Origin of the sequence: Halorubrum lipolyticum DSM 21995 (assembly GCF_000337375.1) — an archaeon.
Taxonomy (GTDB): Archaea; Halobacteriota; Halobacteria; order Halobacteriales; family Haloferacaceae; genus Halorubrum; species Halorubrum lipolyticum.
Genome location: NZ_AOJG01000034.1, coordinates 1 through 14,987, shown reverse-complemented (window position 1 = coordinate 14,987; position 14,987 = coordinate 1). Strand labels below are relative to the sequence as shown.

The 14,987-nt window shown below is 65.7% G+C and carries 15 protein-coding genes; 5 read left to right on the top strand and 10 right to left on the bottom strand.

Features of this window, described 5'->3' with window-relative positions; all coding sequences use genetic code 11:
* Positions 1–36: 36 nt before the first annotated feature.
* Positions 37–1,053 (top strand): DUF7490 domain-containing protein, encoded by a 1,017-nt coding sequence (locus tag C469_RS12460; protein ID WP_008007093.1) that lies wholly within the window; start codon positions 37–39, stop codon positions 1,051–1,053.
* Positions 1,050–1,526, top strand: coding sequence for a hypothetical protein (locus C469_RS12455; protein WP_008007091.1), 477 nt, complete (start codon positions 1,050–1,052; stop codon positions 1,524–1,526). Before C469_RS12460 ends, C469_RS12455 begins: the two co-directional genes overlap by 4 nt.
* 35 nt (positions 1,527–1,561) lie before the next feature.
* Here C469_RS12455 and C469_RS12450 read toward each other — a convergent pair whose 3' ends face one another.
* Positions 1,562–1,897 carry a hypothetical protein gene (locus C469_RS12450; RefSeq protein WP_008007089.1) on the bottom strand — a complete coding sequence of 112 codons (336 nt, stop codon included), beginning with the start codon at positions 1,895–1,897 and terminating at the stop codon, positions 1,562–1,564.
* A gap of 60 nt (positions 1,898–1,957) precedes the next feature.
* Positions 1,958–2,800: a hypothetical protein gene (locus C469_RS12445; RefSeq protein WP_008007087.1), complete on the bottom strand. Its 843-nt coding sequence runs from the start codon at positions 2,798–2,800 to the stop codon at positions 1,958–1,960.
* Positions 2,801–3,032: 232 nt separating this feature from the next.
* On the opposite strand from C469_RS12445, the gene ppc reads away from it, so the two are divergent.
* Positions 3,033–5,735: a phosphoenolpyruvate carboxylase gene (gene ppc, locus C469_RS12440; protein ID WP_008007085.1), complete on the top strand. Its 2,703-nt coding sequence runs from the start codon at positions 3,033–3,035 to the stop codon at positions 5,733–5,735.
* A 32-nt stretch (positions 5,736–5,767) separates the two neighbouring features.
* On the opposite strand, the gene phnE is transcribed toward ppc, so the two are convergent.
* From phnE to C469_RS12425, 3 genes are read right to left on the bottom strand one after another with little or no spacing between them, the layout of a single operon-like run.
* Positions 5,768–6,763, bottom strand: coding sequence for a phosphonate ABC transporter, permease protein PhnE (gene phnE, locus C469_RS12435; protein WP_082230147.1), 996 nt, complete (start codon positions 6,761–6,763; stop codon positions 5,768–5,770).
* Complete coding sequence (locus C469_RS12430) at positions 6,760–7,560, bottom strand: phosphonate ABC transporter ATP-binding protein (RefSeq protein WP_008007081.1); 801 nt, start codon at positions 7,558–7,560, stop codon at positions 6,760–6,762. The genes phnE and C469_RS12430 overlap by 4 nt, the downstream gene beginning before the upstream one ends.
* 6 nt (positions 7,561–7,566) lie before the next feature.
* On the bottom strand, positions 7,567–8,451 hold the full coding sequence (locus C469_RS12425; protein WP_008007079.1) for a PhnD/SsuA/transferrin family substrate-binding protein: 885 nt from the start codon (positions 8,449–8,451) through the stop codon (positions 7,567–7,569).
* Positions 8,452–8,762: 311 nt separating this feature from the next.
* Here C469_RS12425 and C469_RS17635 point away from each other — a divergent pair, with 311 nt between their 5' ends.
* Complete coding sequence (locus C469_RS17635) at positions 8,763–8,894, top strand: hypothetical protein (protein ID WP_261797450.1); 132 nt, start codon at positions 8,763–8,765, stop codon at positions 8,892–8,894.
* Here C469_RS17635 and C469_RS12420 read toward each other — a convergent pair.
* The 4 genes from C469_RS12420 to C469_RS12405 form a co-directional block, all read right to left on the bottom strand.
* Positions 8,885–9,340: a 30S ribosomal protein S19e gene (locus tag C469_RS12420; RefSeq protein ID WP_008007077.1), complete on the bottom strand. Its 456-nt coding sequence runs from the start codon at positions 9,338–9,340 to the stop codon at positions 8,885–8,887. The two genes, C469_RS17635 and C469_RS12420, sit on opposite strands and share 10 nt — an antisense overlap.
* Positions 9,341–9,489: 149 nt before the next feature.
* On the bottom strand, positions 9,490–10,833 hold the full coding sequence (hmgB, locus tag C469_RS12415; protein ID WP_008007075.1) for a hydroxymethylglutaryl-CoA synthase: 1,344 nt from the start codon (positions 10,831–10,833) through the stop codon (positions 9,490–9,492).
* Positions 10,834–10,908: 75 nt separating this feature from the next.
* The gene (locus C469_RS17530; RefSeq protein WP_008007073.1) at positions 10,909–13,107 is read right to left on the bottom strand and encodes an Ig-like domain-containing protein; all 2,199 of its coding nucleotides are present in this window, start codon (positions 13,105–13,107) and stop codon (positions 10,909–10,911) included.
* 97 nt (positions 13,108–13,204) lie between these two features.
* Positions 13,205–13,405 carry a hypothetical protein gene (locus C469_RS12405; RefSeq protein ID WP_008007070.1) on the bottom strand — a complete coding sequence of 67 codons (201 nt, stop codon included), beginning with the start codon at positions 13,403–13,405 and terminating at the stop codon, positions 13,205–13,207.
* A gap of 187 nt (positions 13,406–13,592) precedes the next feature.
* Between C469_RS12405 and C469_RS12400 the strand changes: the two genes are divergently transcribed.
* A complete protein-coding gene (locus tag C469_RS12400; protein WP_008007068.1) occupies positions 13,593–14,318 on the top strand; it encodes a nucleoside phosphorylase in 726 nt (241 codons plus the stop codon).
* Positions 14,319–14,338: 20 nt separating this feature from the next.
* On the opposite strand, the gene C469_RS12395 is transcribed toward C469_RS12400, so the two are convergent.
* The gene (locus tag C469_RS12395; protein ID WP_008007066.1) at positions 14,339–14,785 is read right to left on the bottom strand and encodes a UPF0179 family protein; all 447 of its coding nucleotides are present in this window, start codon (positions 14,783–14,785) and stop codon (positions 14,339–14,341) included.
* Positions 14,786–14,987: the final 202 nt, after the last annotated feature.

The window sequence follows — 14,987 nt, the reverse complement described above, 5'->3', positions numbered from 1 at the left end:
ACAAAGCACTTATGCCGTCGTTCAGACGTGTCGGGTATGGACACGCGAACTGCCCTCCTGGCGGCCGCCGCCGCGCTCCTGCTCGCGGGCGCGATCGGCGCCGTCGCCGCGCCGGACGCGATCGTCGACCCCCGACAGGCCGACGAGCGCCCCGGCGACGTACGCATCGTCGACACGGTCGTCTCGCCGGGCGAGGTGCGCGGCGAGACGGCGGAGCTCCGGCTCGGAGTCGACCTCCGACACCGGGGCTCGACCGTCGAGAACGTCACGGTCCGCCACCGCGCGATCGGCGCCGAATCGGGACTGCTCGTCGACGAGACGACGGTCGACGTCGGCGACGTGGACGGCGGCGGCGAGCGGACGGTGAACGGCTCCGTCGACGTGGAGCGCGAGGGCGGCTACCGGATCGAGACCGTCGTCTTCGCCGACGGCGAGCGGCGCACGAGCCAGACGACCCGCGTCGGCGGCGTCGCGGCGCTCACCCCCGACTACGCCGACTCGCGCGTCGGCTTCACCGAGGGGGACGTCTGGCCGACCGTCGCCGTCAGCGTGCGCGAGGCGGACAACGAGACCGCGACGCTGTCGGTGTCGCTCTCGGTGACGAACCGCGGCGACGCCGTCTCGGAGCCGCTCGACCTCCGCGTGCTGCTCCGGCAGTCGGAGTCGAACGTGATCGCCGACGAGGCGAGCGAGACCGTCGGCGAGGTCCGGCCCGGCCGGACCGACACCGTGACGACGACCGTCGAGGTGCCCGCGAACTACAACTACTACGTCGACGCCGCGCTGTGGAGCGACGACGTGCTGATCGACGAGACGCAGGGCGTCGCCAACCTGAACCCCCGCGAGACGATCAGCGCGGACGAGACGGTCGAAGAGGTGGATTTCTCCGTCGAGGACTTCACGCGGGGCGGCGACGACGCGGCGGACGGCGCCGACGGATCCGACCGGGGCGCCGACGGCGACAGCGCCGGGGACTCGACGCCCGGCTTCGGTCCCCTCGCCGCGCTCGTCGCGCTCGCCGCCGCGGCCCTCGTCGCGCGGAGGCGACCATGAGCGACGAGCGCGACCGCGAGGGATGGAACGACCCCCCGGACGGCGCTCCCTCGGATGCACGTGACGGCCCCGACAACACCACCGACACACCCACCGAACCCATGACCGACACCGCCACCGACGACACCGCCGACGACCGCGCATCGCGCACGACCGACCGCGAGGTCCACGGAGGCGACTCCGAGGGCGACGCGACCGAGAGCGACGGCCGGTTCGGCCGCCTCTCCACCGACGACCTCCGCGGGCTCATCGACCGGATCGGGCTGGCGGCGCTGCTCCTGCTCGCGCTGATCGCCGGCTGGGGGTTCTACAGTCAGGCCGGCCGGGCGATCCGGACGTGGCTCGACCCGGCCTACCAGCCCGTCGCGCTCGCGGCGTTCAACCTCGCGGTGCTGCTCGTCGCGCTCGCCGGCGTCGCTCACCAGCTCTACCGGATCCGCCGGAGCGAGCGGGGCGGCGACGCGTCCGAGTAGCGACGCGACGGAGGTCGGGGCACCGCCGACGGCGTCTACTCCTCGGGGAGGTCGTCGGTGCGAGCCGGGATCCGCTCGACCCGTCCCGCGAGCGTCGCCGCGTCGCCCGCGACGGTGGAGGCCTCGGCGCCCGCCTCGTTCGCCACCAACCGGACGTGCGCGGCCAGCAGCGCGAGCGCCCGGAGCCCCTCGTTCTCCGCGTCGCCGTCGCTCCGCTGGGCGAAGGTGGTGTCCACCTCGCCGTCGCGGACGACGCCGACGTGGACCGCCTCGATCTCCTCCCCGTCGAGGAGGTCGCGGGCGCGGGCGACCTCCGCGGCGAACGCGTCGTCGGCTGCCGATCCGTCTGCGGGACCCTCGTCGTCGCTCATGGGAACGCGTACGCGAAGCGGAGAGAAAAGCGCGGCGCCCGTCTGCGCGCGCGGGTCGAATTATTCGTCCGGGCGGGGCCGAGCGATGAACAGCGACTCCTCGAGGGTGAACGGGTCGTACACGGACTGGTGGCAGACGCAGTAGGTCCCGTTGGCGGCGTCGTACCGGGCCGACTCCTCGAGGACCTTGTAATCGGGGATACAACAGAAGTGCGTACAGACGTTGAGGTACGCGATGAACCCCTGGTCGGTGGACGCTTCCAGCCACTCGTTGTTCGAGTTCGCGACGGCCTCCTCGATCCGCGGCGAGCGGATGACGATCGCGTTCAGGTTGGTTTCGGCGTCCTGCGACCGCCACGTGACGGACGCCGGCTTCCCCACGCCGTCGTCGCCGATTCCGTTACCCCACTCGGTGTAGTCGTCGAAATCGTCGACGTGGATCTGGTCGCCCGCGTCGTACGTCTCGTCCTGCCAGTCGTACTTCCCGGGCGCGGCGCGGAACAGGTTGTCGGACTCGTAGCCCGGGGAGAGGTTCTCCTGCGACTCGACGCCGCAGTACTGGAACCACGCGCCGGTGTAGATCTTGCCGCCGAGCTGCTCTTTTGCGACCTCGATCTCCTGGCCCTCCTGAGTTTCGGTCTGCGTCTCGGGCCAGATCCCGCGGATATACCCGTCTTCGGTGACCTCCACCGGGATCTGCGGGAGGCCGCGCGGCGCCGGACCGCCGGTCTTCGCGATCGACATCGCCTGGGTCTGACCCCCGCCGATGCCGCCCGAGGTCGTCAGGGTGTTCACCGTCGCCGACCCCATCGCGCCGACCCCCGCGAGGGCCGCGCCGCCGACGACGCCTTTCACGAAGCGGCGCCGGCCGGACTCGGCCGGATACTTGTCGGACTCACTCATACTCGCCGTTCGGGTTGGACCGGTAAAAAGGGTGACGAACCCTCCACCCGAGCGAGAACGGAGCGGGTCACCGGGGAGACGACGCGGTAGCGGCCGGATACGACAGCGGCCGAGGCGACGGCCCGACCCGGTCGAGCGGTGTCGAACGATCGATCGAGACGTTTACTCGAAACCGAGGCAAACCTTCGTTCGGGCATCGCTTTTAACCCGTCCCGACGGGTGTGTCTGTGGTATGGTGTTGCACAACCGAGACGTGCGGACGGACGTGCGCGAGCTCGGCGCGCTCGTGGGAGACGTCCTCGCCGCGCAGGCCTCCACCGAGGCGTACGAGACCGTCGAGGACCTCCGAAACGCGGCGATAGATTACCGACGCGGCGACGCCGCGAGCCGGGAGGCCCTCCACGAGTCCGTCGACGAGCTGTCGACAACTCGGGAGGGGATCGTCGCTCGCGCGTTCACGACGTACTTTGAACTCATCAACCTCGCCGAGGAGCGCGAGCGAGTCCGCGCCATCCGAGACGCCGACGAGGAGGGGTCGCTCCACGACTCCTTCGACGCCACGGTCGCCGAGTTCTCCGAGGCCGGCGTCGAGGCCGACGAGCTCCGGCAGCTGTTACAGGACGTGCTCATCGAGCCGACGTTCACCGCCCATCCGACCGAGGCCCGGCGCGCCACCGTGAAGGCGAAGCTCCGGTCGATCGCCAACCACCTCGAAGCGCTCGACGAGCGCAACCTCACCGAGCGCGAGCGCAACGGGATCTGGCGCGACGTCACCGCCGAGGTGACAAGCCTCTGGGGCACCCGACAAGTGCGCCAGCGCAGCCCCGAGCCGGAAGACGAGGCGCGCAACGTTCAGTGGTACCTCGAGAACACCCTCTTCGACGTGGTCGGCGACGCCTACGAGGAGTTCGAGGAGACCATCTCGAAGGAGTACGACGACGTGGACTGCCCCAAGCTCTTCGAGTTCCGGTCGTGGGCGGGCTCCGACCGCGACGGCAACCCGTTCGTCACGCCGGAGGTCACCGACGAGACGCTGGCGCGCCAGCGCGAGGTCGCCATCGAGAAGTACCGCGACCGCTGCAAGCGGCTCTCGGCCGTGTTGAGCCAGGACGGCGAGCGCTACGCGGTCGACGACCGGCTCGCCGAGTCGCTGGCGGCCGACGCCGATCGGTTCCCGACGGTCGTCGAGGAGGCGCGCGAGCGCTACCCCGACGAGCCGTACCGCCAGAAGCTCCGCCTGATGCGCGAGCGGCTCGACCGCGTCGACGACGTGCGGCCCGGCGAGTACCCCGACGGCGACGCGTTCCTCGCGGACCTGAACGTGATCGCCGACTCGCTGGCGACCGACGGCCAAGACGCGGTGCGTGAATCGTTCGTCGAACCGCTCCGCCGACAGGTGGACACGTTCGGGTTCACGCTCGCGTCGCTGGACCTCCGTGACCACCGGGAGAACCACACCGAGGCCGTCGCCGAGGCGGTCGCCGTCGAGGGCGTCGACTACCGGGAGATGGACGAGGACGCCCGTCAGGAGTTCCTCACCGAGGCAATCTTACAGGAGGACCCGGTCGTCGACGCCGACGAGCCCGGCGACGTCTCCGAGACCACCGAGCGCGTGCTCCGCCGGTTCCAGGAGTTCGCCGAGTGGCAGGACGAGTACGGCGCGCAGGCGATCGACACCTACTGCATCTCGATGACGGAGGAGCCGAGCCACGTGCTCGAAGTGCTCTTCTTGGCCGATCAGGTCGGCGTCGTCTCGCTGCCGGACCACTGCGGGCTCGACGTGGTCCCCCTGCTCGAAACCGAGTCCGCGCTCAACGGCGCCGAGCGCATTCTCGGGGGGCTGTTCGACAACGAGGCGTACGCGACGGCCCTCGAGGTCCGCGGCGAGATCCAGGAAGTAATGCTCGGCTACTCCGACTCCAACAAGGAGAACGGCTTCCTCGCCGCGAACTGGGACCTCTACGAGAACCAGCGCCAGATCGCGCGGTTCTGCCGCGAGGAGGACGTCACCCTCCGGCTGTTCCACGGGCGCGGCGGCTCCATCTCGCGGGGCGGCGGCCCGATGAACGAGGCGCTGCTCGCGCTGCCGAACGAGACCGTCACGGGACAGGTGAAGTTCACTGAGCAGGGCGAGGCGATCGCCGAGAAGTACGCCAACCCGCGGATCGCCGAGCGTGAACTCGAGCAGATGCTCGACGCGCAGATCCGCGCGCGTCAGGAGGCCAACGAGGAGCCCACCGAGGACGTGCCCGAGAGCTGGGTCGACGCGATGGAGACGATGGCGCCCGCGGCCCGCGAGACGTACCGGGACCTGTTGAACACCGACGGCTTCGTCTCCTACTTCGGGCAGGCGACGCCCATCTCCGTCGTCGAGAACCTCAACCTCGGCTCCCGGCCCGCCTCGCGCTCCGGCGAGCGCACGGTCGAGGACTTACGCGCCATCCCGTGGGTGTTCTCGTGGACGCAGACCCGGCTCATCCTCCCGGGGTGGTACTCGCTCGCGTCCGGCATCGACGTCTACCTCGACGAGGTCGGCGAGGAGGAGGGCTTCGAGACCCTCCGCGAGATGTACGCGGAGTGGCCGTTCTTCCGGACCACCCTCGACAACGCGGCGCTCGCGCTCGCCCGTACCGAGCCCGAGATCGCCGCCGAGTACGCCGACCTCGCCGACGAGGAGCTCCGCGAGCGCTTCTTCCCCGAGCTGATCGGCGAGTACGAGCGCGGCCGCGAGCTCGTCCTGGCGATCAGCGGTCGCGACGACCTGATCCGTCGCGAGTGGCTCGAAGAGAGCCTCGACCGACGGAACCCCTACGTCGACCCCCTGAACCTGCTGCAGGCGAACCTGCTCGGGCGGACCCACCGCACCGAAGAGGAGGAGCGAACCCTCCGGCTCACCGTCAACGGAATCGCCGCCGGGATGAAGAACACGGGGTGACATCCCCCTCGCCGTTTACGCCGAGGAGGATGTCACTTGAACAGCGAGTCGGACATCCGTCTCGGGAAGCCGACGACTAGCTGATAGACGCTCAGTCGTTCCACGTCGTCGCCTTCACGGAGGTAGGACCGCGTTCGCTGACTGATCATCTCGACGGAGATAACGAGTCCCACGATAAACAGAATCGTCGCCATCATATTCGTGAACTGGAAGGTTTGCTGCTCGATCGTTAGCGTCACTCCCAGACCGCCCGCACCGATGATGCCGAGACTGACGGCGGACCGGACGTTGTTCTCCAGGACGAACATCGCCCACGCGATGAACGGTCGGACCATTTGAGGAATCATCCCGAACGCGATTATCTGTGGCTTGCCTGCGCCGGTACTCCTGATCCCTTCGATGGGTCCGTCATCGACCTCTTCAAGTTCGTCGGTGAGCAGTCGACCGAGTTCTCCGATCGTGTCCGTACCGAGAGCGAGCGTTGCGGTTACCGGAGTGATACCGCCCAGGGGGACGTATATCAGCGCCCAGACGAGCGCCGGGATCGACCGGATGATACTCATCACGCCCCGGAAGAGGAAATTGAGTGGGAACGGCGTGACCCGCTCGTTGCCGAGGATACCGAACAGCAGCGCCAGCGGCGCGCCCATAATCGTGCCCGCGAGGGCGATCGCCAGCGTGATTCCTGCTTCCCCTACCAGTCCGGCCTCCTCCATGAACTGGTAGTAGCGACCGACATCGACGAAGGGAACGAGGTCGAAGTACAGCTTCGGCGGGAAGTACAGCGCGAGCGCGTCGATGAACTGAGGCCAGTACTGTACCCATTCGGTGCTCCAGAACCCGGCTGCGTTCAGTGACCAGAATAACAGTACCGCAATACCAGCCAGGAGGGCCGATTGAGACAGTCGACGCACCAGTCGGGCACGCTTCAACTCGCCGTGCCGTCGTTTGACGGCGGAATCTTCTCGGCTACCGCCGACGAATCGTCGACGGAGTCTCTCGCCGAGGGGATCGGGATCCGTACTCATAATCTGGCACCAATGTCGCTCGCGTTGGTCTGTGTGGGTTCGTTCGAGTCGGGAGTCTCGGTTCCTTCGCGGAGTTCCTCCGTCTGGATCTCACCGTAGATCTCCTCGAGAATCGAGGGCGTAAGTTCCGAGCGCGAACCGACGAACATCACCTCGCCGTCTTTTAAACCGATAAACTGCTCGCCGAACTCTCGGGCGATGTTGACCTGATGGAGGCTCGCCAGCGTCGTGAGATCGCGCTTCTTAGCGGTCTCACGAAAGCACGTCATCACCGCCTCGGCGCTGGCAGGGTCCAGACTGGCGACGGGCTCGTCGGCGAGGAGGAGCGCGGGTTGTTGGACCAGCGCGCGCGCGATCCCGACGCGCTGTTGCTGGCCACCGCTCATCCGGTCGACCCTCTGGCCCGCCTCGTCGAGTAACCCGACCGTCTCCAGTGCCTCCAGTGCGAGTTCTCGATCTTCGACGGGCTGTAAGTTGAGCAGGCTCCGAACGAATCCGGTTCGATTGAACGTCCCGGTCAGGGCGTTATCGTAGGCACTCAGCTCATCGGCGAGGTTGTGCTGCTGAAACACCATCCCGACGTCCGACCGCGAGTTGGTGATCTCCTGACCGTCGAGATACACGCCCCCCGAGGTGGGTTCGGTCAACCCGTTGAGGATCCGCAACAGGGTCGACTTGCCAGCCCCGGACTCACCGAGCACGACAGCGAAGCTCCCGTCGGGGATCTCGAAGGACACGCCTGACAGGGCTGTCGTGTCCCCGTATTCCTTCGTCAAATCCTGTATACGGAGGCCCATATACGGTTAGAGGTCTCCCAGGTCGACGCCCAACGTATCGATCACGTCGAGAATGGGCTGGTAATCCTCTTGACTCCCCGGTGTGACCGCGCTGATCGGGTTGTCCACGTCCCCCTCCGGCTCCCGAAGCGTCCCCTCCTCGATCGAGACGATCGCCTCTTCGATGTCGGAGCGCAGCGGGTGTTCCCAGTTGCTGCGCGCGATGATGGGCGAGAAGGGGAGCGATTGCGACGCTTCGATCAGTTCCAGTTCCGTCGAACTCGACCCGACGTCCTCGTCCCATCGGCCGGACTGTTCGCGGACTCGGTCCGGCCACTGGTCTTCCGAGATGTACTCCAGGAGAACCGCGATGTCACAGCCGACGGCGACGAACTCGTCCCGATTGAGGAATGAGTCTATCGCGCCGGCTTGGCCGCTCGTCCACGTGCCGTCGTAGTCGACCGGATCGCCGTACGGGGCCTCTCCGGTGTCGAGTCCGGCCTGGTGAAGCATGTAGTTGGGATACAGCGACCCGCTCGTCGAGAGTCGGTCGGCGAACGCGATGCTCTCCCCTTCGATGTCGGCAAGCTCCTCGATATCGGACTCCGGGCGCGTCGCAATTCCGGCGTAATACACCGCAGCACCACCCTCTTCGACGATGCCGACGACGTCGAGTTCCTCGGGATTCGCGAGCATGACGATGTCGCTGCGCGTCAACTCGGCTTGGTCGTTGAGGAGCGATTGACCGATTCCCGAGGTGCTGTCTGCGAATTCGACGTCCAGTTCCAGCCCGTCGACTTCCGACTGGAGATACTCCGAGAACGGCTCCCACATCGCCTCGGTGTCTCCGGGAGTCTCACCCGGCGTCTCTAGGAACGTGACCGGCTCGTAGTCGTCGCTCGCTGATCCCACAGTCGCACCGGAATCGCTATCGGACCCGTCAGCAGATCCGTCTTCGGATCCACCCAAACTGTCTGAGCTACATCCCGCGAGGCCGGCGGTAAGTCCTATGCCCGTACTCTGCAGCACGCGACGGCGTGTCTTATCTGCCATCACGTTCGGCTGGCGGAGGCTATTTAAAGAGATTATATATTTTCCGTAAATAAATATACATTCTGCTATGTCGGAGGTTACGGTACAATAGTGATATATACTCAATACAAAGACAAACTCCGCGAGCACATTTCGTATAGCGGTATGGGATATATTCAGACGGATCCGTCGTGAGCTACCAGCTGGCAGACCTGCCGGAAGAAGGGTACTACTCGCTCGAAGTTCGGCGAACCCAGCGTCATCGAGATGCGCAGCTCAACGAGGCGGACGAAGCGAAAAAGCGAATCGCGATCTACGCGTAGCGTTCGAGTTCCGGCCGGTCGAGGTCCTCGAAGACGTCGGCGGCGACCTCGGAGAGGAAGGCCTCGCCCTCGTCGGAGACGCGGCGTCCCTCGCCGGCGGCGGTGGTCACGAGCCCGTCGTCTTCGAGGGCCTGCAGCGACGCGCGGATGAGCTTGCGGGAGCCGCCCTCGTGCTCGCCGGGACGGACGGAGTAGCGGTTCGAGCCGCGCTTCTTCGAGCCGTACTCGGTGGCGAGCCGCTCGATGCCGATCGGCTCGTTCTGGGCGACCTTCCGGAGGAGACTGGCGGAGCGCACGTACCAGAAGTCCTCCTGTTCCGGCGGGAGTTCCTTGCCGGCGCCGCTCTTGGCGAACTCGACCCACTCGGGCTCGTCGATCCGGTCCTCGAGTCGCGCGGCGACCTCCTCGATGAGGGCGTCGGCCGGCACGTCGTAGATGGTTACCATTGCAGTGATTTTCAGCCTAACGTCGTTTAAACCCATCGTATTCGAGAAGCGTCGTGTGACCCGTTTTCACGGGGCAGCGGAGCCGCAGAAACGGAATCGCGGGGCGAAATCTCGTTGTCGACTCCCCACCGAACGCGACCGGCCGCCGGTCACTCGACGTACTCGTACTTCCGCTCGTTCATCCGACCCCAGCCGGTGAAGACGAACTCCGCCTCCGGCTGCGTGAACTCCTCGATCTCGCGTTCCACGTCCATATCGTACTCGTGAACGTCGTGGACGTCCTCGTACTCCTCCCACGTGAGGTCGTAGCGCGCGGCGAGCCGGTCGTCGATATCGAGCTCCTCGATCTCCGCGCGCCAGCCCTCGCGGACCGTCTCCGAGTGGATCTCCGCCTGCGCGCCGGAGCCGTAGGAGGCGACGAGCAGGGTGTCGCCGACGAACGAGCGGTCGCGGGTCAGGGCGTCTCGCAGCGCGCTGATCCGGGCGATGTGGACCGAACTGGTGTACCAGTTGCCGACCTCTCGCGAGAGCCCGAGCGTCGGCTCGACGACGGTGTCGTACCAGGTCTGGTACTGCTCGGTGGTTTTCAGCTCGTCCATGTAGTCGCGAATGGCCCCCTCGTACGCCTCGCGGTCGGCGAAGTCGGCCTCGCGGGGCTGCCGGCCGATCTCGCCGGCGAGCGCGTCCTCGTGTTCCGTGTCCCGGATGACGTGGCGGTACGCGAGCAGAGCCGCCTTCCGGACCATGCCCGGGAACGGCGTGTGGAACGGGGCGTACTCGAAGTCGTCGAGTTCGATGTCGCCGGTGACCGACTCGTAGTCTTCGAGCGCCTCGCGCATCCGGGAGAGATACACCTGCACGGAGCGTTTCCCGTCCACGCTCGGGAACTGCTGGTTCGGCTTCAGGAAGTCCGTCTCGTCTTTCGATCCGTACCCCTGATCCGTCGAGAGCGCGACGATCGAGGGGTTCTCGTCGATCAGCATCGCGACGGCGCCGGCGCCCTGCGTCGCCTCTCCGGGGTCGCCGCGGGCGTAGAGCGCGGTGTCCGTCGTGATGACGATCGCCGGACGGCCGCGGTTCCGCCCCGCCCGGATCCAGTTGTAGGCGTCGTCGATGGCCTGCGTGCCGGCGAGGCAGGCGAACTTGCGCTCGCCCTTGTTAGCGTGGGTGAAGTCGCCGTCGTACACCTGTTCGAGGCAGCCGGCGATGTACGTCGACACCGGCTTCGAGTGGTCGAACGCCGACTCGGTGGCGACGTCGATCCGCCCGATGTCGGCCGGCTCCAGTCCCTTGCGGTCCATCAGCCCCTTCGCGGCGTTGGCGCCCATCGTGACGATGTCCTCGTACACGTCCGGGAACGAGGAGTTGTTGAGCCCGAGCCCCTTCGTGTACTTCTCCGGGTCGTCGCCCTTCTCCGGCGCGAACGTGCCCGGCAAGTCGAGCTTGAGCTTTCCGGTCCAGATCTCGACGGCGTCGATGCCGACTTCAGTCATGAACGGTTGTTCATGCGGCCGGCATATGGTTTTGTCGATGGTCGTTTACGTCGATCGTGGAAAGTTTCGCTCAAATCAAACCGGATCGGTGCCGTCGGCAGGATCGTCGATAATTCTGGCATCGATGACGGCACCATCTGCGTCGACGACGAGTATCGCGAGTTTATATTCTGTATTAGCACCGAAGCCGGGTTCCACATCAACATTATTTTCGCTCCGACCTGTGCGGGCTTCCGACGCAGACGCTCCGTCATTGTTCCTGTTGAGTGCGTAGAGTTGCACTTCGGAGAAGGGTCCATTTTCAGACACGTCGTACGTGAACCGATACCTCACATTATCGCGATTCGTCTGAGTACGATCTTGTATCGTTGATGAGTCGAGAACGGCACTCCCTCCCTGTGAGAGGTCGTCGTTTTCAGTCGGATTTTGCGTGTCGGCAGTGGTGAGTATCGTCCGATTAGCGACGACTTCACCTCCGTTCAGTGCTTCCACGGTGATCTCAAACTCTTGTCCTTGCCCGAAAGTGGGACTCAGAAAGACACCATTGCGACCGGCCGTCGACGAGATGGAGTCGCTCGCGGTTGATGTCGTACTTGTGGCAGATACCTCTATATTGTCAAATGTGACATCGGTATCGTAAGACACGTAGAATTCCGGGTTGTCAGTGTTTCTTCGGGTCACATCGTCAACCCGCATTGCGATATCAGAGGTACTAGTACTGCCGTCACCGCCACCATCTGGTTGGTCGATCTCTCCTTCAAGCCCCGCGAGATACAATGATCGCCGGTTGAGATCATCTTCGAAGCTAACTCCGAGAAGGTCACCGTTGACGGTCTTATCGAACTCAAGTGTCACCGTTTTGGTCGCACCCGCGGGGATGTTGATCGGTGTCTCGAGCTCCTGAAATCCACTGCGGAGCTCTAACCGTTGAGTCCCGTCGCCGGGATCGGTTATATTGAAATTCTCACGAGTGTTTCCTTGTGGTCTGTAGTACAGAGTGAATTCCATCGATTGGAACGTTCTATCTTCATCCGCTTGGTTTCTAAATTGTAACTGGGCAACATCGTTACCATCCAACCCGACATCAGTGAGCGTCACATCCGTTTCCCCACTTGGATTGATACTGTCACCGTTATTACCGCTACCGACGGTACCAGCCTGAAAGACGGTTGTTTCCCAGTTCTCCGCACCATCGTTGATCGACATATCCACCCGCGGACTTCCTTCCGGTGTGACTGATACCTGCCCGTCGTCGTCGGTGAGTCGTGAGGAGACGTTTCCGCTGACGTTGACTTGGACTGCTGCCCCCGCTACCGGGTTGTTGAACTGATCACGAACCTCCGCGACCGCGGCTTGGTTCTCAGTCGAGACCTTCGTAATGTACCCGTTCGATTCGTTGGTTGCGGTCGCACCGGCTCCGAGTCCGACCTTGCCAAGCTCGAGGCGGTACGTCGATGAACCGGTAAGCTCGACTCGAACCGTGCCGCCCGCGACGGTGACATCCTCGATCGTCGCATCGTCTTCGCCAAGTCGGTCGCGCCACTCTGACTCAAGATCCCCGGCCCGCTCTGTCGACACGTCGGTCGGCAGTTCGAGGACGATCGGGTCGTTTCCGGTCGAGTTCAGTGTCACCGAACGCCGGCTCTGCGAGAGCGTCTCCGGATCCAGACTCGTCCGTTCGACGCCCGACTCGTCCACGCTCCCGTCCAGCGCGGTCAGCCGAATCCGGTTGTCGCCGTCCACCGCGGTCTGCCCGGTCCGGGAGAGGACCGTATTCTCGAACTCGGCGACGACGAGCGAGTGCTCGTACACGAGGTCGGGACCGTTCCGAAACTCGTTGTACCCCGGCGAGTAGCGCAGCGAGCGCGTGTCGAACGCGATCGCGTCGTCCATCTCGGTCCGATTGTTCCAGTAGGCGACGACGTTCTCGTCCCCCTCGACCGTGGCGTTCTCGATACGCAGCTCACGGGGGTCGGTCGTCGATAACTGGCCCGAGGCCGGCGGCGGGTTCAGCGCGAACGTCCGCTGTGGGTACCGCGTTCCGAGTTTCAACGAGGTCGATCGACCGGCACCGGTGCGGCTCGCGCTCAAGACCGCGTTCCGCAGGTCGAGGAATTCGCCCTCGACCTGCTGGCTGTGATCGAACTCGATGTCGCTGTTCTCCTGTGGCACCACCTGCACCTGATACAGCGAGAGCGCCAGAATCAGGAAACCGAACAGGATCACCGTCCCGATCACGACCGACTGGCCCCGACGGTCGCGACTGAAGCGCATTACGAGATGTCGACGCCGAACGGATATAAAATCCTCCGTCCGGGCTCTCAGTCGCGATAACCACTCGGGCCATCGAGGCCGAAATCCGGCCCGACGTTCAGTCGCTCCCGCCCGCCCGTCGCGCCGTCAGCCACGCCGACGCGACGGCGACGGAGCCGGCGAACCCGCCGATCAACACGGCTTGGGTCCAGTTGAATCCGAGCAGCGTCCCCGAGACCGGCGTGACGACGAGGAACGTGACAACGAGCGCGCCGATCGACGACGCGAGAGAGACAGCGGGTTCGTCGGAGTCGCTCATGGCCGAATCTGGCGCGCCCGAGCGATAAACCGGGCGATCTGACGGCGACGGTCGAGTCGTCGCGGTCGCCAAAGCGATCGGTGGTCCCACGGCATAAATCGAATTCCGCGATATCAAATCGGGATCGCGGTCGCGAACCCGACTCCCGACCGGTCCGTTTTTGCGCGCGGCGGGTGTCTCCGCGCGTATGGCGAAACAGCCGCACCTGCTGGTCGAGGAGGGCGACGTCCACGAGATCGCGGTCATCCCCGGCGACCCGGGGCGCGTGGACCGGATCGCGGACCTGTGTGACGAGAGCGAGCTCGTCGCGCAGAACCGCGAGTACAAGGTCGTGAACGCGAGCTACGAGGGGACGGACCTCACGATCTGCTCGACCGGGATCGGCTGCCCGTCGGCCGCGATCGCGGTCGAGGAGCTGTCGCGGGTCGGCGTCGAGACGTTCCTCCGGTGTGGCACCTGCGGCGCGCTGCAGGCCGACATGGAGGTCGGCGACATGGTGGTCGCGACCGGCGCGGCCAAGGAGGAGGGCACGAGCAAGCGCTACGAGTCGGTCGAGTACCCCGCGGTCCCCGACTACGACGCGCTCACCGAGCTCGTCGGCGCCGCCGAGGACAACGACGAGGAGATCCACGTCGGGCCGATCGTCTCCGACGACGCCTTTTACAACGAGAGCGACGCGTACGTCGACGACTGGAACGACGCGAACCTGCTCGCGATCGAGATGGAGGCGGCGACCGTCTTCGCGCTCGCGCGGCGCAAGGGGCTGCGGGCCGGCGCGATCTGCACCGTCGACGGCAACCTCGTCGCCGGGAGCCAGAAGGGCGCCGACTCGGACGACGAGCTACCGGAGAAGGCCAAGGACAACGTCGAACGCGCGATCCTGATCACGCTGAACGCGGTCACCGCGCTGTAGGCGTCGATCGCGAGAGTCGGTTACTCTTCCGCCCGGAACTCCACCAGCGTCAGGTCTCGGTCGAGCGCGCAGGTGTCGTGGGGCGGCTCGCCGAGCACCTGGTCGATCACGCGCTCGTCGTCGAAGTCGGCGCCGTCGGGGACGCAGTACCCGTGGCTCGGGCACTCGGTGTGCGGGCACGGGCCGGCGAGCGACACGCGCCCGCCGGCGTACGCCTGCTTCGAGAGGACGTTCGCGGGGACGGGCGCGGGCTCGACCTCGACCGCGCGGACGCCGGCGTCGTGGACGGCGCAGTCGAGCGTCTGCGCGTTCTCGCGGATCCCGGTCACGCGATACCGGGTTCCCTCGGAGAGGTTGAGACACTGGCTCCGGTAGGGACACCCCTCGCAGTCGGGCGACTCCCCCTGATAGACGAACTCGCGACCCGTGTCCGCGAGCCGCGTGCCGATGAGCGTGACCGTGGTCATACCCGGAGAGACGCGCCGGGAGTCCGTAAGCGTCCCGCCTCGCGAACGCGGGACGAGCGGCACGGCGAAGAGGTCTTCGGGCGCGGTGCGTCCGGAGGGCAAGACACATGCGCGCCCCCCGGCAACGACGACCGAACGATGATCGCGGCGCTGGCGCGGGACGCGAAGCGGGAGGCCTGTCTCTTATACACATCTCTGAGCG